Origin of the sequence: Paenibacillus vortex V453, assembly GCF_000193415.1 — a bacterium.
GTDB classification, from domain to species: Bacteria; Bacillota; Bacilli; order Paenibacillales; family Paenibacillaceae; genus Paenibacillus_AQ; species Paenibacillus_AQ glucanolyticus.
This window is the reverse complement of the sequence record NZ_ADHJ01000001.1, coordinates 126,164-148,420: the sequence shown is the minus strand read 5'-3', so window position 1 is coordinate 148,420 and position 22,257 is coordinate 126,164. Positions and strand designations below refer to the sequence as shown.

15 protein-coding genes and 4 pseudogenes are annotated in these 22,257 nt (G+C 52.7%); 17 read left to right on the top strand and 2 right to left on the bottom strand.

The window, feature by feature from the left end:
- The first annotated feature begins 51 nt into the window (after nucleotides 1-51).
- The 10 genes and pseudogenes from PVOR_RS00635 (at nucleotide 52) to PVOR_RS00590 (ending at nucleotide 11,452) form a co-directional block, all read left to right on the top strand.
- Nucleotides 52-1,092, top strand: a complete 1,041-nt coding sequence (locus PVOR_RS00635) for an ABC transporter permease (RefSeq protein WP_006207115.1) — start codon at nucleotides 52-54, stop codon at nucleotides 1,090-1,092.
- Between the two features lie 52 nt (nucleotides 1,093-1,144).
- Nucleotides 1,145-2,080: a carbohydrate ABC transporter permease gene (locus PVOR_RS00630; protein ID WP_006207114.1), complete on the top strand. Its 936-nt coding sequence runs from the start codon at nucleotides 1,145-1,147 to the stop codon at nucleotides 2,078-2,080.
- Between the two features lie 167 nt (nucleotides 2,081-2,247).
- Nucleotides 2,248-3,264, top strand: coding sequence for an endo-1,4-beta-xylanase (locus tag PVOR_RS00625; RefSeq protein ID WP_006207113.1), 1,017 nt, complete (start codon nucleotides 2,248-2,250; stop codon nucleotides 3,262-3,264).
- Between the two features lie 194 nt (nucleotides 3,265-3,458).
- The gene (locus PVOR_RS00620; protein ID WP_040680060.1) at nucleotides 3,459-5,549 is read left to right on the top strand and encodes an alpha-glucuronidase family glycosyl hydrolase; all 2,091 of its coding nucleotides are present in this window, start codon (nucleotides 3,459-3,461) and stop codon (nucleotides 5,547-5,549) included.
- 233 nt (nucleotides 5,550-5,782) lie between these two features.
- Nucleotides 5,783-6,106: a metal-sensitive transcriptional regulator gene (locus tag PVOR_RS00615; RefSeq protein ID WP_006207111.1), complete on the top strand. Its 324-nt coding sequence runs from the start codon at nucleotides 5,783-5,785 to the stop codon at nucleotides 6,104-6,106.
- 303 nt (nucleotides 6,107-6,409) lie between these two features.
- The gene (locus tag PVOR_RS00610; protein ID WP_006207110.1) at nucleotides 6,410-6,610 is read left to right on the top strand and encodes a cation transporter; all 201 of its coding nucleotides are present in this window, start codon (nucleotides 6,410-6,412) and stop codon (nucleotides 6,608-6,610) included.
- A gap of 36 nt (nucleotides 6,611-6,646) precedes the next feature.
- Nucleotides 6,647-9,080 (top strand): annotated as a pseudogene (locus PVOR_RS00605) (heavy metal translocating P-type ATPase).
- A gap of 69 nt (nucleotides 9,081-9,149) precedes the next feature.
- Entirely contained in the window at nucleotides 9,150-9,794 is a 645-nt protein-coding gene (locus PVOR_RS00600; RefSeq protein ID WP_006207107.1) for a nitrite reductase, read from the top strand.
- Nucleotides 9,795-10,247: 453 nt separating this feature from the next.
- A complete protein-coding gene (locus PVOR_RS00595) occupies nucleotides 10,248-10,679 on the top strand; it encodes a MarR family winged helix-turn-helix transcriptional regulator (RefSeq protein ID WP_006207105.1) in 432 nt (143 codons plus the stop codon).
- Between the two features lie 20 nt (nucleotides 10,680-10,699).
- Nucleotides 10,700-11,452, top strand: coding sequence for an SDR family NAD(P)-dependent oxidoreductase (locus PVOR_RS00590; protein ID WP_006207104.1), 753 nt, complete (start codon nucleotides 10,700-10,702; stop codon nucleotides 11,450-11,452).
- Nucleotides 11,453-11,663: 211 nt separating this feature from the next.
- On the opposite strand, the pseudogene PVOR_RS00585 reads toward PVOR_RS00590, so the two are convergent.
- Both PVOR_RS00585 and serS read right to left on the bottom strand, forming a co-directional pair.
- Nucleotides 11,664-12,705 (bottom strand): annotated as a pseudogene (locus PVOR_RS00585) (LLM class flavin-dependent oxidoreductase).
- A gap of 329 nt (nucleotides 12,706-13,034) precedes the next feature.
- The gene (gene serS, locus PVOR_RS00580; RefSeq protein WP_006207102.1) at nucleotides 13,035-14,336 is read right to left on the bottom strand and encodes a serine--tRNA ligase; all 1,302 of its coding nucleotides are present in this window, start codon (nucleotides 14,334-14,336) and stop codon (nucleotides 13,035-13,037) included.
- A gap of 428 nt (nucleotides 14,337-14,764) precedes the next feature.
- Between serS and PVOR_RS00575 the strand changes: the two genes are divergently transcribed.
- The 7 genes and pseudogenes from PVOR_RS00575 (at nucleotide 14,765) to PVOR_RS00545 (ending at nucleotide 22,103) form a co-directional block, all read left to right on the top strand.
- Nucleotides 14,765-15,748 (top strand): aldo/keto reductase, encoded by a 984-nt coding sequence (locus PVOR_RS00575; protein ID WP_006207101.1) that lies wholly within the window; start codon nucleotides 14,765-14,767, stop codon nucleotides 15,746-15,748.
- A gap of 200 nt (nucleotides 15,749-15,948) precedes the next feature.
- A pseudogene (locus tag PVOR_RS00570) lies at nucleotides 15,949-16,710 on the top strand (threonine/serine exporter family protein).
- 25 nt (nucleotides 16,711-16,735) lie between these two features.
- Nucleotides 16,736-17,191: a threonine/serine exporter family protein gene (locus tag PVOR_RS00565; RefSeq protein WP_006207100.1), complete on the top strand. Its 456-nt coding sequence runs from the start codon at nucleotides 16,736-16,738 to the stop codon at nucleotides 17,189-17,191.
- Between the two features lie 361 nt (nucleotides 17,192-17,552).
- Complete coding sequence (locus PVOR_RS00560) at nucleotides 17,553-19,307, top strand: LytS/YhcK type 5TM receptor domain-containing protein (protein WP_006207099.1); 1,755 nt, start codon at nucleotides 17,553-17,555, stop codon at nucleotides 19,305-19,307.
- A complete protein-coding gene (locus tag PVOR_RS00555) occupies nucleotides 19,304-20,101 on the top strand; it encodes a LytR/AlgR family response regulator transcription factor (protein ID WP_006207098.1) in 798 nt (265 codons plus the stop codon). The genes PVOR_RS00560 and PVOR_RS00555 overlap by 4 nt, the downstream gene beginning before the upstream one ends.
- A gap of 183 nt (nucleotides 20,102-20,284) precedes the next feature.
- Entirely contained in the window at nucleotides 20,285-20,584 is a 300-nt protein-coding gene (locus PVOR_RS00550) for a DUF485 domain-containing protein (RefSeq protein WP_006207097.1), read from the top strand.
- 6 nt (nucleotides 20,585-20,590) lie between these two features.
- Nucleotides 20,591-22,103: pseudogene (locus tag PVOR_RS00545) on the top strand (solute symporter family protein).
- Nucleotides 22,104-22,257: the final 154 nt, after the last annotated feature.

Sequence of the window (22,257 nt, the reverse complement as noted above, 5' to 3'; positions counted from 1 at the left end):
TGCCTGCTTCGAACTTAACGGTAAGGGCTTGGATAGGAAGGAGAAGAAACCGTGGATAAAGCGAACCCGATTGGACCTGCAGAGACGAAGGCGTTGCGAGAAATGCCGGCGGAATCGAAAGGTTTCTTCAATAAACAACGAAAAAACGATACTGGTTTAAATACCAGGCCGCCATCAGGTGAAAAAAGCTTCTTTCAAAAGCTGCTGCAGCAGAAGGCGCTCGTCTTCATGTCGATTCCTTTTTTGCTCTGGCTGTTTATCTTTAAATACCTGCCACTATGGGGCTGGACGATAGCGTTTCAGGATTTTAAACCTGCGAAGAAAATCTTTGATCAGGAATGGGTAGGTTTGAAGCATTTTACCTTCCTGTTTCAGGATGAGCATTTCCTTCGGGTCATGCGCAATACACTCGCCATGAGTTTTATTAACCTCGTGCTCGGGTTTGTTACCGCCATTGTGCTGGCGATTCTGCTCAATGAACTGCGTAATCTGATGTTTAAACGGGTCGTGCAGACGATCAGCTATTTGCCCCATTTCATCTCATGGGTGGTGGCGGCGAGCATTATCTCGACGGCTCTGTCCTCGGACGGCGGAATCATCAATGAGCTGCTGCTGTGGCTCGGTCTCATCAAGGAACCGATTCTTTGGCTTGGAGAAGGAGAATATTTCTGGGGAATACTCGGTGTTTCGGAAGTATGGAAGAATGTCGGCTGGAACACCATCATATATTTGGCAGCCATGACGATGATCGATCCCTCGCAGTATGAGGCGGCGGAAATCGATGGCGCCGGACGTTTTCAACGGATTTGGAACATAACCCTGCCGGGTCTGAAGCCGGTATTTATTATCCTGTTGATCATGAATATCGGTAACTTGCTCGAATCCGGTTTTGAACCGCAATACTTGCTTGGTAACGGCATGAACGTGGATTATTCCGAGAACCTGGATATCTTCGTGCTGAAATATGGTATTCAGATGGGGAACTTCTCGCTCTCGATCGCTGCAGGCATGTTCAAGACGGTGGTCAGCTTCATACTCTTGTTCACGGCTAATCATATCGCGAAGAGACTGGGCGAGGAACGATTGTTCTAAGCGTAAGCTTACGAGGACCGTTTTCCTTCAGAACACTTACAGGAGGATTCATATGGCGAAGACATCAGATTCACCACGAGCTCATGCCCGGTTCAAGTCTCCCGCGGACCGGATATTCGATACTTTGAACATTGTATTCATGATCTGCCTAATGGTGGTTACGTTGTACCCGTTCCTGAATACGCTCGCAGTATCCTTCAACAATGCGACGGATTCGGTAAAAGGCGGCATTTATCTATGGCCTCGGGACTTCACATGGGAGAATTACAAATATGTGTTTAACGAAGCAACCATCTTTCAAGCTACCTTCATATCCGTGCTTCGTACGGTGATCGGTACGATCACCTCCGTATTCTGCTGCGCCATGGTTGCGTATACGATCAGCCGTCCGGAATACGTACTGCGCAAGTTCGTATCCATTGCTTTTATCTTGACCATGTATTTCAGCGGCGGTTTAATTCCGAACTTCCTGCTGATTCGCGAATTGGGCATGCTGGGCACCTTTTCGGTGTACATCATTCCGGGCCTGATCGGCGTGTTTAACGTGATCGTCATTCGCTCCTTTATCGAAGGGCTGCCCGAAGGGATTCTGGAATCGGCACGCATTGACGGCGCCGGCGAATTCACGACCTTTATGCGGATCGTGCTCCCGCTATGCGTACCCGTTCTTGCGACGGTATCGCTGTTCACGGCGGTATCGCAGTGGAACTCCTGGTTTGACGTATTCCTCTACAACTCTTCCTATACGGAACTGAGCACACTGCAGTACGAGCTGATGAAAATACTCCAGAACTCGAATTCCTCGATGAACTCGGGCAATGATTACGCAAGCCAGTTCGCAAGCTCGGAAAGCGGAGCGAATCAGGTCACGCCGACATCCATTCGGGCCACGATGACCATTGTGGCAAGTGTGCCGATCATCCTGGTGTATCCGTTCCTGCAAAAATACTTTGTGCAGGGGATGACCTTGGGCGGGGTAAAAGGTTAAGCTGCGGGAGCCGCTAAAGCTGTGCACCGTGCGCACTGCTTCCTGTGCGCACGGTACGTGGCCCGATGCATGCCTTGGATGACTGTCGACCAACCGGGATGCAGGTGGCATCACGATCATAAACCATCAATCTTGTTATTATCTCGTAATTCAAGGAGGGACTGAATGTGACCAACCATCATCGTAGTGAACCAAAGCTGAAGGAAATGTTCGAGGATGACTTTCTCATTGGAGCGGCCGTAAACCCGCTGACGATCGAAACGCAGGAGGAATTGCTATCCTATCATTTCAACAGCATTACGGCGGAAAATGAAATGAAGTTTGTCAGTGTGCATCCCGCGGAGGATACGTATACGTTCGAGGATGCGGATAAACTCGCTGCCTTCGCCCGCAAGCATGGAATGAAGATGCGAGGCCATACGCTGGTATGGCATAACCAAACGACCGACTGGCTGTTCCAGGACAAGAATGGGAACATGGTGGATAAAGCGACGCTGTACGAACGGTTGAAGTCGCATACCGATACGGTCGTGAAGCGATACAAGGATGATATTTATGCCTGGGATGTCGTGAACGAGGTGATCGCGGATGAAGGAGAAGAGCTCCTTCGTCCATCCAAATGGCTGGAAATCGCGGGTCCGGAGTTTATCTCCAAGGCGTTCCAGTTTGCGCATGAAGCAGATCCGTCGGCTGTATTGTTCTATAACGATTACAATGAGTCCCATCCGAACAAGCGGGATAAAATCTACACGCTGGTCAAGTCCTTGCTGGATCAGGGAACCCCTATCCATGGCGTAGGATTGCAGGCACATTGGAATCTGTACGATCCTGGCCTTGACGATATCCGCGCAGCGATTGAGAAGTATGCATCGCTCGGTCTGCAGCTTCAGCTGACGGAGCTCGATGTTTCGATGTTCCGGTTCGACGACACCAGAAAGGATCTGACCGAGGCGCCGGAGGAGCTTCTGGAGGCTCAAGCCCAGCGGTATGACGAGATGTTTGGCATTCTGAAGGAGTATCGGGATCATATTACGTCCGTTACCTTCTGGGGTGCAGCCGACGATTACACCTGGTTGGACAACTTCCCGGTGCGGGGGCGCAAGAACTGGCCATTCCTGTTCGATGAGCTTCATCAACCGAAGCGTGCGTTTCACCGCTTGATGGAGCGTATGGTCAAGTCGTAATTGCTTTTACAAGGATTCCTACATTCAATTTAATTACCATAGCTAATAGTATGAAGCGGCTGAGGCTGCCCCTCAGCTTGTCGTGCCGGTCCTTGTGGCCGGCATCTGTATTTTACTGCCTCAGGGCAGCAGGAACTAGTGGAGTGAGAAGCTGGGAAATCATTGGCCTTGCCCAAACGAAGGGGGAACTTACGTTGAACAGCACTTTATATAAAGCGTGGCTGCAATATGCGCCCATCGAGGATCGGGAGCTTGCTGCCGCCTACAGCAGGCAACTCGGCACCATTGTTGTGGATCAGCAGCAGTCCCGAGTTGCGAACGCGGCTGTCCAGGAACTGAAGCATGCGTGTCAATCCATGCTTGGCATCGTACCGAATATCACCTCGGAAGCCTTGAACTCCTCCCATCTGGAGGTTCGTATTCATGTGGGGGCAGCGGCAGCAGCCGAAGGAGCCGCAGAGGGGATAACCGGGGCTATGGATAGGGGCCGGGCTGATACACAGCTGGATCCGGAGGGCTTCACGCTGGTACATTCAGGCCAAGGGCAGCAGGAGAAGCTTGTCCTGATCGGGGGATCCGGCAAAGGTATATTATACGGGGTGTTTCATTTGCTGCGGTTGCTGGCCTCCCATCAACCGCTAACCGGTTTGAAGGTGGCTGATCAGCCTGTGAATCGTCTGCGGATGATTAATCAATGGGATAACGTCGACGGCACCGTTGAACGCGGATATTCGGGTCAGTCGATTTTTTACGAGAACGGGCGGTTTACCGACAATCTGGAACGAGTGAGGGACTACGCCCGATTGCTGGCTTCGGTAGGCATGAATGCAATCTCCATTAATAATGTCAACGTGCATGAGATCGAGACGCGATTCATTACGGCCGAATATTTGCCAACGGTTGCGAAGGTGGCTGATATTTTCAGAGAATACGGGATTACACTGTATCTTAGCATCAACTTTGCGGCTCCGCTCCACATAGGGGGCGTATCCACCTCCGATCCGCTGAATGAAGAGGTTCGGCAGTGGTGGAAGGATGCGGCAAATGAAATCTACGATCATATCCCGGATTTTGGAGGCTTCCTGGTCAAGGCGGACTCCGAGCATCGGCCGGGTCCATTCGCTTATGGCCGGGACCATGCCGACGGCGCCAATATGCTCGCCGAAGCGCTGGAGCCGCACGGCGGACTCGTGATTTGGCGCTGCTTCGTATATAACTGCATGCAGGATTGGCGCGACCGCAGCACGGACCGTGCACGTGCGGCCTATGATCATTTTACCCCGCTGGATGGACGGTTTAAGGACAATGTGCTGCTGCAGATTAAGAACGGGCCAATGGACTTTCAAGTACGAGAGCCGGTATCGCCGCTGTTCGGCAGCATGAAAGAGACCAATCAGGTGCTGGAGTTCCAGGTTGCCCAGGAATATACCGGCCAGCAGCGTCATGTGTGTTATCTGGTGCCGCAGTGGAAAGAGGTGCTGGATTTTGATACCTATGCGGATGGGGCCGGGTCTGAGGTGAAGAAGATAACAAACGGCTCGCTGCATGGCATGAAATATAGCGGGATTGCTGCGGTGTCCAACATCGGGAATGATGAGAACTGGACGGGCCATACGTTGGCACAAGCGAATCTGTACGGCTTCGGACGGCTGATCTGGAATCCTGAATTATCCTCGGAGGGGATTGCAGAAGAGTGGACGAGGTTAACCTTCGGCAATGACGAGTCAGTTGTAAAAACGGTGTGCCGCATGCTCATGCAGTCGTGGCCGATCTATGAGAGTTATACGTCACCGCTCGGCGTGGGCTGGATGATTACACCGCATACGCATTATGGTCCGGATGTAGATGGCTATGAATATTCCCGGTGGGGTACGTATCACTTCGCGGATCGGGACGGCATGGGGGTGGACCGCACGATGGCGACGGGTACAGGCTACACTGCTCAGTACTTCGAACCAAATGCCGCTCTGTATGATTCACTGGAGGACTGCCCGGACGAGCTGCTGTTGTTCTTCCATCATGTCCCGTATTCCCATATGCTGAAATCCGGCAAAACCGTGATTCAGCACATATATGATACTCACTTCGAGGGAGCCGAGGCTGCCGCTGGACTGCTTGACGCCTGGACCTCGCTAGAAGGCAAAGTCGATCCGGAGCGTTTCGCTCAAGTGGCACAGCGGCTGGCCGATCAGGCTGAGCACGCCAAGCATTGGCGGGATGTAATCAATACGTACTTCTACCGCAAATCAGGCGTACCGGATGACTCGGGACGGATCATATATTAATTCGGGCGAAAATATAGGGGGGTGCCCCATCAGATATTCCATCTGATGGGGCACCCTTTGGTTATAGCGATCCACAGAACCATTCATGTATCGATTCAACGAAATCTCATCCGTTCGGATAACCTCATTCCATAAGCTGGGCTTTATAGGGTGGGGGGCTATATGATATACTAGGTTCAGGATAGATTAGATTCAAGATGAAGGAACGGGATTTAAAGGAGGGGGAAATGGGCATGACAACTGAGAACCATGTACATGATGCTTGTGCTGTAACCAGCGAGCGGAAGAGCCATCATTCCGATAAAACGAAAAGCAACCTCATCAGCCGGTTGAACCGGATCGAAGGGCAGATTCGCGGTGTGAAGGGCTTAATTGAGAAGGATACGTACTGTGACGATGTATTAAACCAGATTTCCTCGATCCAGTCGGCATTAAACGGTGTCAGCAAATTACTGCTGGAACATCATATGAAGAGCTGCGTCGTGGAGCGCCTTCAGGAAGGCGACGATGAGGTTATTACCGAGCTGTTAACAACGATGAATAAGCTGATGAAGTAACGGGGATGGGACTCTCAGCTGGAGAAGATCCGGTTGAAGTGAATAATGTATGGAGCTGCCACCTTCCGAAGGTGGCAGTATGTGTTTAGTCAAAGTGATGAATTCCGCACGGTTATGCGATGTATCCATGAGTATTGGAATTATTTTATAAAAAATCGATAATAACTGGTTGACTAAATATAGGGTAGGGGGGTATACTAACTACAAGAAATAGAAATTACAAGTAAAGTTCAGCGGGAGGTCGAGTCGAGCTTCCTGGATGATTCATCAACAATAAAACCAAACCTAAAGGAGAGATACAGAATGGAACAGGTAACCATGAAAGTAGAAGGCATGTCCTGCATGCATTGCGTGAATTCAATTGAAGGGGCACTGAAGCAGCAGAACATCGAGGGCCATGTAGACCTGAAGGCGGGCACCGTTTCCGTCAAATATGATGAAGCTAAGTTCAATCTGGAAGAAATCAAAGAGATCATTGAAGAACAAGGGTACAACGTAGTTTGACCAAATGGCACGAGGATGAAGAGGGGTGAGGAGAAGATGGAAGCAGGAGCAACAATGGAGCCGAAGAAAACGTCGCTGCAGTTAACGGGCATGACATGTGCCGCCTGTGCGAATCGGATCGAGAAGGGCTTAAGCAAAATGGAAGGTGTGCAGGAAGCCAATGTGAACTTTGCGCTGGAGAAGGCATCCGTGTACTTTTGACCCGAAGGTGGTTACTGTCCAGCAGATGGAAGAGAAAATCGAGAAGCTGGGGTACGGAACAGCCAAGGAAACGGTTGATTTGCAGCTGATCGGCATGTACTGCGCGGCTTGCGCGGCGAAAATCGAGAAGGTTGTAAGCCGGATGCCGGGAGTCAGCGAAGCGAACGTTAACTTTGCCATGGAGACCGCCCGGGTGGAGTACAATCCTGCCGAGGTTAGCCTTGGCGATATCCAGCAGCGGGTCGAGAAGCTGGGATATCAAGCCGTATCGAAACGGGAGACGCTGGATCAGGAAGGTCACCGCAAGGAGGCCATCACCAAGCAGAAACGGAAGCTGCTCATATCGGCCATTCTGTCTCTGCCATTGCTATGGGCCATGGTGAGCCATTTTTCCTTCACCTCGTGGATCTGGATGCCGGATCTGTTCATGAACCCTTGGTTCCAGCTGGCCCTGGCAACGCCCGTACAATTCTATATCGGAAAACAGTTCTACGTGGGGGCTTACAAAGCGCTCCGCAACAAAAGCGCCAATATGGACGTTCTCGTTGCACTCGGCACCTCAGCCGCTTACTTCTACAGCCTTTATCTAACGATCGATTGGGCAGCGGCCGGAGCGAGCGTACACCATGGGCCCGAGATGTATTATGAAACGAGTGCGGTTCTGATCACATTGGTGATTATGGGCAAGCTGTTCGAATCTATGGCGAAAGGCCGTACCTCAGAAGCCATCAAAACCCTGATGGGTCTTCAGGCCAAGACAGCCCTGGTCGTTCGTGGCGGACAGGAGATCACCATTCCGATTGAACAGGTGATGGCGGGAGATCTCGTATTGGTGAAACCGGGGGAGAAAATTCCGGTGGACGGGAAAGTAGTGGAAGGCACGTCGGCGGTGGATGAATCCATGCTGACCGGTGAAAGTATTCCTGTTGAGAAAAAAGCGGGCGATGCGGTCATCGGTGCCACTATGAACAAGAATGGACGCTTGACACTTGAAGCGACCAAAGTGGGCAAAGAGACAGCTCTCGCCCAAATTATCAAGGTGGTGGAGGAAGCACAGGGCTCCAAAGCCCCGATTCAGCGGGTGGCGGACGTCATCTCGGGAATTTTCGTTCCCATTGTGGTTGGAATTGCGGTGGTTGCCTTCCTCGTGTGGTTCTTCTGGGTAACACCGGGTAACTTCGCCCATGCGTTAGAGATTGCCATCGCCATACTGGTCATTGCTTGTCCATGTGCGCTGGGTTTGGCTACGCCAACCTCGATTATGGCCGGATCAGGCCGCGCGGCAGAGCTGGGCGTGCTGTTTAAAGGCGGGGAGCATCTGGAATCCACGCATAAAATCGATACAATCATTCTGGACAAAACAGGCACGGTCACCAAGGGTAAACCCGAGTTGACGGATGTTGAAGTGAACGACATTGACGAGGAGCTGTTCCTGCGTCTGGTTGGATCTGCGGAGAAGAGCTCCGAGCATCCGCTGGCTGAAGCGATTGTTGCCGGAATTGAGGCAAGAGGGACACAGCTCCCGGCTGTCGAGCATTTTGAAGCCGTTCCGGGCTATGGCATCCGTGCCAACGTGGAAGGACACGAGGTGCTTGTCGGTACACGTAAGCTGATGGCACAGCATATCGTGGCAATCGACTCGGTTCTGGCCCGAATGTCGGAGCTGGAGACCGAGGGCAAGACGGCTATGCTTACCGCGGTAGATGGCCGATATGCCGGTCTGGTGGCCGTGGCGGATACCATTAAAGAGACGTCCCGGGCAGCCGTAGCCAGACTGAAGCAAATGGGCATTGAAGTGATCATGATTACCGGTGACAACGAACGCACGGCTCAAGCCATTGCGAAGCAGGTGGGCATTGACCATGTTCTTGCTGAAGTGCTGCCGGAAGGTAAAGCGGACGAAGTGAAGAAGCTCCAGCAGCAGGGCAAGAAGGTCGCCATGGTTGGCGACGGCATTAATGATGCGCCGGCACTTGCCGTTGCCGATATCGGCATGGCTATCGGGACAGGTACGGATGTGGCGATGGAAGCCGCGGACGTTACGCTGATGAAGGGTGATCTGAACAGCATTCCGGATGCCATCTATATGAGCCGCAAAACGATGAGCAACATTCGTCAGAACCTGTTCTGGGCGCTCGGTTATAACTCGCTTGGCATTCCGATTGCCGCCATCGGTCTTCTGGCACCTTGGGTGGCCGGGGCCGCCATGGCACTCAGCTCCGTATCGGTTGTGCTGAACGCTCTTCGTCTGCAGCGCATGAAGGTGTAACGGCAACGGATGAAGGATATTCGTAGAGCAAGGAAAAGATACTATGGTGACTTGATGGGAGTGTAGACATTGGCATCGCAAAAGTTTGCCGTAACCCCCGGCTTTGAAGTGGGCGGGACGCTGTTCCGCCCGCAGCAGCTGGCGGTACTGGGCTCCATCGTAGGTGAGGATGCCCGCATAGAGATGACAACCTTTAAGCAGCTGTACGTGGAGATGGATGAAGAGCGGGCGGAGGAGGCGAAGGCGAAGCTGGTGGCCGCAGGCCTTCAAGTTCATCCTGCCGGTTTTGTCTCCAAGAGCCTGATTACCTGTAATTTTTGCCGGGGAGCAGAGGATTCGGGCCTGGATGTTGCAGCTATGCTGGATGAAGTTATATCCGATCATCCGGTACCCAATCCCCTGAAAATCGGGTACGCCGGCTGTGCGCTGGGAACGAGCGAGCCCCTGCTTAAAGATATTGCCGTCATCAAGATGAGGGATGCCTTTGATCTCTATGTTGGCGGAGAGCCAAGAGGATTGAAGGCTGCTCTGGCGAAGCCGCTGCACACGGATTTGAAGGCTGAGCAGCTGGCGCCGATCATCTTGAAGCTGATAACCATTTATCAGGAGAACGGGAAGAAGAAAGAGAAGTTCTCGCGGTTTGTGGACCGCATGACACTCGATTACCTGCAGGAAGCAACGCTTCACGAGCGGATGGATACCGCTGCTGGATAATCGACCGGATCAGAGTAGGCATCACCTTAGGGTGGTGCCTTTTTTGGTGCAGGATGAGGTCAACCAGAAACATAATGCTATGCTGAAAGATAGTGCTGATCAGAGACATAACGCCAAGTCGAAACATAACAGAGAGTAGATAGCCTCCGCAAGAGCTGCCTAACACCTAACGGGATACTCCGAAATGGGGATGGATATACTTTACAAAAGCACCGGGAGGTGCTTTTTTTATCTATCAGAACCTGAATCTGAATCGAAATACAGTAATTGAAATCATGGAAATAACAACCAAATCGGGCATTTTATCGCGGTTGACGAGCTATGTGAAAGGGTATACAATTTAATTGTTAAAAGCTTTTAACTATTTAAATTTGTAATATATAACGATGACGGACTTCGTCAGCACCGAGGAGATGAATACTGATACTGGATAAGCGGGAACAACTATCGAACATGATGGCTCGTCAGATGATGACACTTGTGGCGAACTATGCCAAGATCTTGGACAACGATTTGACAGCTCCTCAGTACTTCGTGCTCCAGACCTTGGCTTACGAGGGGCAGCAGACCAGCTCGTATTTTGCCAATGCTTTGAATGTTACACTCTCTGCTGTGACCAATTTAAGCAATAAGCTGGTCAGCAAAGGTTACATTGAGCGAGTGGCTTCAAGCACGGACAGGCGTCAGGTCTATCTTAAGATTACGGAGCAGGGCCGTGAAGTGGAGGCCCGAATGATTTCGAAGTACCGTGAACTGAACGAAGGTTTATGGTCGGATTTCTCGGATCAGGAGATGGATGTGCTGATCGCCTCGTACGAGAAGATGATTGAGCATTTGCAGCTTAAGATCAGTCAATCCAAGGCGGAAGACGGGTCCAATGACTAACAATTTCAGGAGGTATTCCTATGGGAAGATTAGATAATAAAGTAGCGGTGATTACGGGTGCAGCAGGCGGTATGGGTAAAGCTGACGCTCTTTTATTTGCGCAAGAGGGAGCCAAGGTGGCCATCACGGATCTTCAGGAAGACAAGATCAAAGACGTGGTTGCCGAGATTGAAGCGCTTGGCGGCGAAGCCATCGGATTGAAGCACAACGTGGCTTCCGAAGAAGACTGGGTTCGCGTCGTGGACGAGACGATGAAGAAGTTTGGCAAGATCGATATCTTGGTCAACAATGCCGGTATCTCCAATGCTACGCCGTTCATGGATTTGACGGTGGAAGGCTGGGAGAAAACAATGACCATTAATGTGACGAGCATTTTCCTTGGCCAAAAATATGTCATCCCGCACATGATCGAAGCCGGCGGTGGTTCCATCGTCAACATCTCCTCCATTGCCGGTCTGACCGGCGGCAGCGGCGCAGGTCCCTACACGGCGAGTAAAGGCGCTGTACGTATGCTGACCAAAGCTACGGCTGTTGACTACGCGAAGCACAACATCCGCTGCAACTCGATTCACCCCGGATTTATTGAGACTCCAATGACCGTTGATATGTTCAAGGATGAACAGATGACGCAGTGGTTCCAATCCCAGACTCCGCTTCCACGCCTGGGCAGAGCGGAAGACATCGCGCGCGGTGTATTGTTCCTGGCTTCCGACGAATCTTCTTACATCACCGGCGTTGAGCTGCCGATTGACGGCGGATATTACGCGAAGTAAATCACTATAGATTTCAACAGGGGAGTGTTGATACATGTCCGATAACCAAACAATTGCTGTCATCACGGGTGCAGCCAGCGGAATCGGTAGAGCCAGCATTATATGACAGGATCCCTGGTGACCATTGATGGCGGGCTGACGCTATAAAAAAAGAGAAAGACCAGTTAAGCGCCGGGTTCCGGGCTTAACTGGTCTTTTTGGATAAGGGCTGTTATTTGATGCCGACGGCATCCGCCAGCAGCTCATAAGAGTGCAGACGCGCCTTATGATCATAGATCGCGGCGGCAACAATGATCTCGTCCGCGTTTGTTGTTTGCTGGAACTGCTCCAGCTGCGCACGGACGGTGGCCGGGCTGCCGATCGCGGAGAAGCTGAGCTGGCGCGTTCACAATGGCCTGCTCCTGCAGGTTCCACTAGAGTACATCCATGCTGTCTACCGGCGGACTCAGCTGGCCGGTGCGGCCCCGGATGATATTCAGGAACTGCTGGTACGGCGATGTGGCAAGGCGCTGCGCTTCCTCATCCGTGTCCGCACAGATCACGTTCACGCCGATCATGGCGTACGGCTTGCTTAGCTCGGAAGAAGGCCGGAAGCTGCTGCGGTACAAATCCAGCGCAGGCATCAGATAATCCGGGGCGAAATGGCTCGCAAATGAGAATGGAAGCCCCAGCTGTCCTGCCAGCTGGGCACTGAATCCGCTGGAGCCGAGCAGCCAGATCGGAACATGCAAGCCTTCACCGGGAATCGCCCGAATGCGCATGGACGAGCCGGAGGTGGGCTGGAAGTAATTTCGGAGCTCGCCGAGACGGTCAGGGAAATCCTGGCCATCACTGCCGGGTCCGCGGCGGAGTGCCCGGGAGGTTAGCTGATCCGATCCCGGCGCACGGCCAAGACCGAGGTCGATCCGGCCCGGGTAGAGCGACTCCAGTGTACCGAATTGCTCGGCAATGACAAGCGGTGCATGGTTGGGCAGCATAATTCCGCCGGATCCCACGCGAATGGTGTTGGTGCCTCCAGCGACATGCCCAATGACCACGGATGTGGCAGAGCTGGCAATCCCCGGCATGTTGTGATGTTCGGCAAGCCAGTAACGGTTGTAACCCCATTTCTCGGCATGCTGGGCAAGATCAAGCGTATTCCGCAGCGAATGTGCAGCGGTGCTGCCCGCTGTAATCGGTGCGAGATCCAGAATGGATAGAGGGATATCGCGGAGCGCTTTAGGCGCTGTATGATCAAGATGTGGTTCTGTCATATTGGAATGACCTCCTTATGCGTACGTAGTGCACGGTGAGTGAGATTATATAGATAACCGATAATGGTACATTTACAGTTGGAGATGGTATCTCTATATAACCCATATTATATACCTACTTAATCGATATGAAAAATAAGTATGTAATTACTCTTATATAATATATGCTTATTCACCTGATCTAAGTATCGTTTAAAAAGGATTCTGTGGATGCATAATAACGAAAACTCCGGCCGGCGTTTTACCTGCACGACCAATAGCCCAAAAAACAACGCGACCCTGCAGCGGCCGCGTTGTTGAATGTTCAGATAGGGTGGAGCTTGTTGTAATCAGTCTGTCTCGCTTGGCGGCGTAATTCGCTCCATTCCGTTCAGGTAGGGTCTCAGCGCTTGCGGGATCAGAATCGAACCGTCCTCCTGCTGGTGATTCTCCAGCAGCGGGATCAGAATCCGGGGCGACGCCACAGCCGTATTGTTCAGTGTATGGCAGTAACGAAGCTTGCCTTCCGCATCCCGGTAGCGGATGTTCGAACGGCGCGCCTGAAAGTCCAGCAGGTTCGACGACGAGTGGGTCTCTCCATAAGCTGCGCGGCTTGGCATCCAGGTCTCGATGTCGTATTGTTTGTACGTCTTCTGCGACATATCGCCGGTACAGACGGCAACGACCCGGTACGGCAGCTCGAGCATCTGAAGCATTTCCTCGGCATTCGCCGTGATTTCCTGAAGAAGCTGCTCCGAGGTTTCCTCACTCGCTTCGCAGAGAACCACTTGTTCCACCTTGGCGAACTGATGAACACGGTACAGACCATGGACATCCCGGCCACCCGAGCCGACCTCGCTTCGGAAGCATAGCGATGCGGCAGCCAGACGGATCGGCTGCGTGACGTCAACGATTTCCCCGCTGTAAAACGATACTAAGGGGACTTCCGAGGTGCCAACGAGCCACTTGTCTTCCTCGGCTATGTGAAAGGCCTGATCCTGACCCAATGGGAAGAAGGCCGTATTCTGCATAGCCTCCGTCCGTACGGTCAATGGTACATCCATGAGGGTAAAGCCTCTGGCTGTCAGCATATCAACCGCAAGCTGCTGAACGGCCCGGTGCAGCATCGCCCCGATGCCGGTCAGGTAATAGCTGCGCGTGCCGGCGGTTTTGACGCCGCGGGGAATATCGATCAATCGGTGCAGCTCACCGAGTGTTACGTGATCCCTGTATTCAAACTCAAACTCGGGTGGCTGGCCTACGCGTTTAACTTCGACATTGTCTTGATCCGAAGCGCCTACAGGCGTATCCGGCGAAACGATATTCGGTACAAGTATGAGCAGCTCGTTGTAAGCAGCGTCAACCTCCCGGTGCAGCCCTTCCTGTATATCCAGCTCTGTATTGATAGCCTTGACCTGCTGCTTCAGAAGCTCTGCCTCTTCACGCTGCCCCTGCTTCATGTGGTTGCTAATATCGAGCGACATCGTATTGCGCTTCTGCCGCAATCCCTCCACGGCAAGCAGCAGGGCTCGCCGCTGTTCATCCAGCTCGACCAGTTCGGCAACCGACAGGGCGATGCCCTTCTGGTCAGCTACACGCTGCAATTGCTCCTGATTTTCTGCACTTTCCCGGACCCATTTCATGTCTAACATGATCACCGCGCTCCTTTTCTGTGGAAAAAATAAAAAAGCGTCCTAGTCCATATGGGACGAGGGACGCTTATGCGCTCGCGGTGCCACCCAAATTGATTGAACAGTAACCTGCCGCGAAAGCACGCCGGTCCTGGTTCAATCCACTTTGATTCCGCGGTAACGGGCGGTGCCGGTTAACTTAGGGGGATGGTTGATCAATTAAGGATCAATTCCCCTTGACGAGAACGCCTCAGAGTTGGAAGCTCTTCATTGGCCTGATGTTCATATTGTTGTTCAGTATACCGCATGAGCCGTCTTTTATACAAGGGGCAGCAGGTTTTTTCTGTTGTTGAATGTTAAACTCGGTATTGAATGAAAGCGATTTAACGTTTAGTCTATTAGTGTAGTGCAAACTAGTATGGCAGTTGGATGAGGAGGCTATGGAGTCTATGAATTACAGACAATTAGGCAATACGGAACTTCACATTAGCGAGATCAGCTTCGGCACATGGGCCATCGGCGGCTCATGGGGGCAAACCAATGATGAGGAAGCTTTGAAGGGACTGGATCGCGCCATTGGGGAAGGCGTGAACTTTTTTGATACAGCCGACGTGTACGGCGATGGACATGCAGAGGATTTACTCGCAATCGCAACCAAAGGCAAAGAAGATTCGGTGCATATTGCCACCAAGTTTTGCCGTGCTGGAGATATTCATGATCTTCAGACCTATTCCGAGGCGTCGATTCGCCGCTATTGTGAGAACAGCTTGAAGCGGCTCAAGCGGGAGCGGATTGACCTCTATCAGGTTCACTGTCCTCCCTTCGAGGTGCTGAAGGACGGACGGGTGTTTGAGACGCTGGACAAGCTGCAGGCTGAAGGAAAAATCCGCCATTACGGTGTAAGTGTGGAGACGGTGGAGGAAGGACTCTACTGCCTTGGGGTTCCCGGGGTGAGGTCCTTGCAGGTCATCTTCAATTTGTTCCGCCAAAAACCCCTGGCAGAGCTCCTTCCGAAGGCAAAAGCGTCCGGTGTGGGCATTCTGGTGCGCCTTCCGCTGGCCAGCGGCCTGTTAACCGGGAAGTTCACGGAGACAACCGTCTTCCATGAAGGGGATCACCGGAATTTCAACGCCAACGGCGAGCAGTTCAATGTGGGCGAGACCTTTGCCGGACTTCGTTTTGAAAAAGGGGTTGAGCTCGCCAGAGAGCTCGCCTGGATCGCTGAGGGCAGAGGCGACATGGCTCGTGCATCCATGCGCTGGATTCTGGATTGCCCTGAAGTCACCGCCGTGATTCCTGGTTTCCGAAACGTCCGCCAAATCGAGGACAATCTCGGAACCCTGGATGTGCCTTCGTTTACGATGGAGGAGAAGGAACGACTGTCCCGATTCTATCGGGAGCAGGTGACGGAGCATATCCGCGGCGCTTACTAAGCACGATTTTCTTGAGGTAGAATAATAGAGAAGCCTCCCGATCATTCGGGGGGCTTTTGCTTGGGATGACGGCCTCCGGGAGAGCAAAACAACGGTTACAGCGCTGCTTTAAAGCGTATCCTATGCTTTATCATGGCAATGATACTATAATATAGGCAAGTATTCGGATTCGGAATGAGTTCATCAGGAGGATTGTCGTTTTGAATGATTTGTTGAAGCGGGAGCATGACATCATCAAGGTCTGTCTGTTAGCAGGCAAAATCATGCTGCAGAGCGGGGCCGAGACCTATCGTGTCGAGGACACGATGATGCGGATCGCCGCGGCTTATGGCGTGGAGAACAGCCACAGTTATATGACCCCGACCGGGATTATTTTCTCGGTGGAGGAGCCTCAGCACATTACCCGGCTGATTCGGATCTCGGATCGGACAACCAATCTGTACAAGATCGATCAAGTCAACTAGCGTTTCCCGGTAGGGTAAAGCATCGGAGAGCTTGACGATTGAAGAGGCCCGAACGGACTCTGGAGAAAATCGAGCATGAGCCGGCAATTCTATCCAACGTGGCTGCTTATCCTTCTCTCAGCGGTGGCCAGTGGCTGCTTCCTCATCATGTTTCGCGGGATCTGGCCGGACTTCATCCCGGCGGCCATCGCGGGCGGACTCGGCTTCTCCTGCTTTGTATTTATGCATCGGGTCATACCGGTGCGATTTTTTGCCGAGTTCTCGGGAGCGCTATTGATAGGGATTGCATCGGTATGGATGGTCAGATACGGATTCGGTCATCAGCTGGATATGATCATTATCAGCTCCGTGATGCCGCTTGTCCCGGGCCTGCTGATCACCAATGCCATTCGCGACCTCATGGCCGGGCACCTGATCTCCGGTCTGTCCAAAGGGGCGGAGGCCTTTGTCACGTCCTTTGCCATCGGCGCGGGGATTGCATTTACTTTGTCATTCTAAAGGGATGGAGTGGAGGAACAGGATTATGGCAGCCTTTTACATACAGCAGCTCATCACGAGTTTTATTGCTTCGGCCGCATTCGGGATGATGTTCAATGCACCCAAAAAAGCACTGCTGCAGTGCGGATTTGCCGGAATGGTGGGCTGGCTGCTCTACATCATGCTGCAGGACATGATGGTTCAGCCGGTGACGGCCACCGTTGTGGCGGCTTTTTGCGTCACGATGATCAGTCATTTTTTTGCGAAAAAGTACAAGACCCCCATTATCGTGTTCAGTGTGTCGGGAATCATTCCGCTCGTCCCGGGCGGTGTCGCCTATAATGCGCTTCGCCATGTGGCGCAGAATCAATTCGATCAAGCCGTTCAGCTGGGGGCCCAGGCGTTCATGATCTCAGGCGCCATTGCGCTCGGTCTGCTGCTCTCGGAGGTCATCAACCAGGTCATCCGGAAATGGTCGATATCCCGGTCCATATCCCGGTAGAAGCAGGTGCAGCGCATTTCAATCCGAACGCAAGGCGCAAGCTCTTGGCAGACGCTGCAGCATCAGGAAGAGGCAGCCTTACCTGTCTTGAGATGAAACCATGAACCAGCCGTATTTACGCGTTGCCGCGGGATACGGTTGTTTTGGTGCTTGCGAAGATAAGGATCCTTTTGCATCTTTATTTACATAAGTTTCATGTTATTCCTTTTTATTGTCCTATCGCTCGCTGTGCTATATAATCTTCTTGCATCCAATGAAACCGTATTCAAATCAAACCTTTGTGTAACTATACTGCATTGCATTGATTGTAAGCGGACTGTCAGATGAAGGGACCAATAGTCCATCGGGAAGAGGGTTATCTATGCAGGAGCTGACTCTGCATCTGTTCGAACGGATGGGCATGCTGCTCATCCTGACTTTCATACTGACGAGAATTCCGTTATTCCGCCAGCTGCTGGATCGGAAGGAGATGTCCGGCAAGCGGATGTTCACGTATTCATGCTTGTTTGGACTCTTCGGCATCCTTGGAACGTATGCAGGCGTGGTCGTGGAGAATGGCGAGTCCAGCTCCTCCTTCTGGCTGATGCGGCTGACAGAGAATCAGGCCTTGGCCCATTCCGCTTTGGTTGGCGTGGTCATCGGCGGGCTGATCGGCGGACCGCGCGTCGGAATCGGGGGCGGACTTCTGGCGGGAGCCCATCTGCTGTACATTGGCGGATATACCGGGCTGGCCGGTGTCATCGCGGTGCCGCTGACGGGAGCCTTGGCAGGAGGCGTGGCGCGATTTTTCTCGCAGGAACGGGTCGTCTCCCCCGCCAAAGCCTTATTCGTTGGGATGTTTGCACCGATCCTCCTTATGGGGGTTATCCTGATCTCTGCAACGGAGCCGGACCGGGCGATTGAGCTGGTTAATCTGATCGGTCTTCCAATGGTGCTGACAAACAGCATCTCCATTGCCATCTTTACGACCATGCTGCGGGTTGCGCTCGCCGAGGAGGAGCGGGCAGCGGCCTATGAGACGGAGAAGGCATTCCACATCGCCGAAGCCGCGCTTCCGCATCTGAAGCAGGGGCTGACGTACCGGACGGCGCAGGCCGTGGCAGCGCTGCTGCTGCGGGAGCTGAAGACCACAGCGGTAGCCATAACCGACACAGAGCGATACCTGGCCCATGCCGGGGCCGCCAGCCGTACCATCGATCCGGGAGAAGAGATCCGGTCAAGCCTGACGAAGAACGTCATCTTAACCGGCACACTTCAGATCGTGGATAATGCGGAAGATATTCAGCCCCGGCATCCGTCACTTGGCGCCGCCATCCTGGTTCCGATCATCGAGGGGAGCCAAGTCGTGGGCGTCATTCAGTTCTACTTCAAGCGGCCGCAGGATATCCGCCGTGTGGAGCTGGTTATGGCCCAGGGTCTGGGACAGCTGATCTCCTACCAGCTCGGTGCCACATCCCATGAGAAGATGAGCCATTTAATGAAAGAAGCAGAGCTGAAGCTTCTTCAGGCCCAGATCAACCCCCACTTTTTGTTCAATACGTTAAATGCGATCCATTCGCTGATTCGCACCGATCCGCATCTGGCAAGACATGCCACGATGCAGCTAGGAGCATTCATGCGCCTGAACGTAAAGGTTATGGCTTCACGCAGAACGACCATACGTGAGGAGATGGAGCTGTTGAATGCGTATTTGGATATTATTCAGATCCGGTTCGAGGACCAATTTACGTTTGAGTGCCAGTTGGATCCGGCGCTTGAAGAGCTTCTGATTCCGCCTGCCACGCTGCAAATGCTGGTGGAGAACAGCATCAAGCACGGCTTGCGTGACAAGGCAAGCGGCGGCATCATTCAGCTGACGCTGAGGCAGGTCGATGATATGGCGGTCATTCAATTGAAGGACAACGGGGTCGGTATCTCACCCGAGGTTCTGGATCGTCTCGGTGAACAGCCCGTCATCGGCAGCGAGGGTACCGGAATCGGCATCTACAACATTAATCAGCGTTTAATCAGCATGTTCGGCAAGGAAGCCAGACTGAGGGTGGAAAATCTGGCAGAGGGCGGCTGCGGCATAACTTTCAGCTTCCCCTCGCATATCGGAAGGGAGTCGGTACCGTGAAGCGAATTAAAACGATCATTGCGGAGGACGAACGATTGGCAAGGGAGGAGCTGGCTTATCTGCTCGAACAAGAGCCTGATATCGAGCTGCTTCCTCATGCCGTGAACGGCAGAGAGCTGCTGGAGCTCGTTCCGTTGTGGCAGCCGAATGTCGTCTTTCTCGACGTTCATATGCCAGAGCTGGAAGGACTGCAGGCGGCACGAATGCTAAAGGCATCGCCTGCTTCACCCTTGATTGTGTTTACGACGGCTTATGATGAATATGCTGTCGAGGCGTTTGGTCTGGATGCGATTGACTATTTATTGAAGCCATACAGCCATATGCGGTTGAAGGAAACGCTGCAGCGAATCCGTAACCGGCTTCTGGAGGGGCACGCTTCCCCCCGCCCGGAGGACAGCGCCTCCACTCCTCAGCGGGCCTCCAATTCCCAGGCAGACGCAGCTGCCCGAAGCATGCGCGGCAAGCTGCTGTTCGATGATGGAGACAAGCATGTGCTGGTTGATCCCGAGGGGATCCTGTACGCGGTGCGCGAGGAACGGGTCATTCGCATTTTGACAACGGAAGGCCAGCGGATCACGAGCAAGAGCACGCTTCAGGAGCTGGAGGAGAGGCTTGAGGGTTATTCATTCTTCCGTCCTCATCGCAGCTATTTGGTTAACGTGAACCGGATTGCAGAGTTATCGCCTTGGCAGAATGGGGCTTACAATATTGTGATGAAGGATGAGCAGCGGACGATGATTCCATTGTCGAGGGAGGCAGCCAAGGATTTGTTCCGTTTGCTAAGAGAAGCATAGCCTACGTGCGCAAGAAGGGTATTGTCCCCTGTTCAGGCGGCATATCCGCCTTTTCACGCTTCATATCGGGCGTTTCGCGCAGGAGCCGTAGTCGGCTGCGGACCTCCCGTATATAATCATTCTAAAGCGCTTTCAAGTGTTGGAGCCGCAATAGAATCTGGATCATTAATGGAGGGAAAGGCAATGGAGGAAAAAAGCTATACCGAAGTATGGCATTCTGAAAAATTCAAAACGCTGCTCTCCCGCAAGAAACGGTTCATTATTCCCATGACCGTCTTTTTTCTTCTGTTTTACTTTGCGCTGCCGATCCTCACTTCGTATACTGAAGTGTTGAATCATCCTGCTATAGGACCGATTACGTGGGCATGGGTGTTTGCCTTCGCGCAATTCATTATGACGTGGGTGCTGTGCATATTATATTCCCGCAAGGCAGCCCAATTCGACCGAATGGTAGACGATATCAAAAAGGATATGGGGGCGTAATCGACTATGGCTATCGCGTTATTTTGCGGGATTGTACTTCTCACGCTGATCATTACCTATTACGCCGCCAAGAAAACAACCAACACCAGCGATTTCTATACGGCTGGCGGAGGACTGAAGGGCTGGCAGAACGGGACGGCCATTGCCGGCGATTATATGTCCGCGGCTTCCTTTCTAGGCATCGCCGGTTCGATTGCTTTGGTTGGATTTGATGGTTTCTTCTACAGCATCGGCTTTTTGGTTGCTTATCTGGTTGTACTGTATCTCGTAGCAGAACCGCTTCGGAACCTCGGCAAATATACGGTGGCCGATATGATCGCCGCCCGTTTCTCCGACAAGAAAGTGCGCGGCGTGGCAGCGTTGAACACGATCTCCATCTCCATCTTCTATATGATCGCGCAGCTCGTCGGGGCGGGTGCGCTCATCAAGCTGCTGCTGGGCCTGGACTATGTAACGTCCGTACTGATCGTGGGCGTGTTGATGACGATCTATGTTGTGTTTGGCGGCATGCACGCAACAAGCTGGGTCCAAATATCCAAAGCCGTGCTGCTCATGGCAGGCACGTTCATTATTTCGCTCATTGTATTTGCCAAATTCGATTTCAGCCTGACTCAAATGTTCCATCATATGAAGACGGCCACGCCGCTTCAGGAAGCCTTCCTGAACCCTGGCAACAAATACAAAATCCCGCTGGAGACGCTGTCGCTCAACCTTGCGCTCGTGCTCGGAACAGCAGGACTGCCGCATATTCTGACTCGCTTCTTTACCGTGAAGGACGCCAAGACGGCACGCAGCTCGGTTGTATACGCCACATGGATTATCGGCATTTTCTACGTCATGACGATCTTTCTCGGATTCGGTGCAGCGGCCTTCGTAGGTGCAGCGGATATTACAGCGGTTGACAAAGCAGGCAACATGGCTGCACCGCTGCTGGACTAAAGCCATAGGCGGCGACTTCCTGTTTGCGCTGATCTCGGCGGTTGCGTTCGCGACCATTCTCGCTGTGGTGACGGGGCTTGTGTTGTCCGCCGCATCGGCCTTCGCCCATGATTTTTACGGTCAAATCTTGCGCCGCGGCGAATCTTCGGAGAAGGAACAGCTGAAGATGGCGCGTTACGCATCGATTGGCGTATCCATCGTCTCCATTCTGCTTGCCTTGTTCGCTCAGAAGATGAACGTGGCGTTCCTCGTCTCGCTGGCCTTCGCCGTTGCAGCCAGTGCCAATTTACCGGTTATCCTGTTCACGGTATTCTGGAAAAGATTCAATACGACAGGCGCGATCACAGGCATGCTGACCGGATTGATCAGCACGGTGATTCTCGTAGCCCTGAGCCCGAATATATGGGATCCGGCCGGCAAAGCGATTCTGGTTGGCGATCCGATCTTCCCGATGAGCAACCCGGGCATTATCTCCATTCCCCTTGGCTTCCTGGCAGCTTATGTCGGCACGCTCCTGTCCTCCTCCAAGGATGAGGCCAAATATGCCGAGGTGCTGGTCAAGGCAAATACGGGCGCTTGATTCGATTTGAGCGTGCTTAAGACATTTGTTGAAGAAAAAAGGGCGTATCCTGCTGCTCGTCAGAGCAAAGGATTGTCCTTTTTTTGCCATTTTATCGTAGAATGGGAGAATAACAGCACCTCTGGGGCTGAGCGGAAGGAGGTCATCCAAGTGA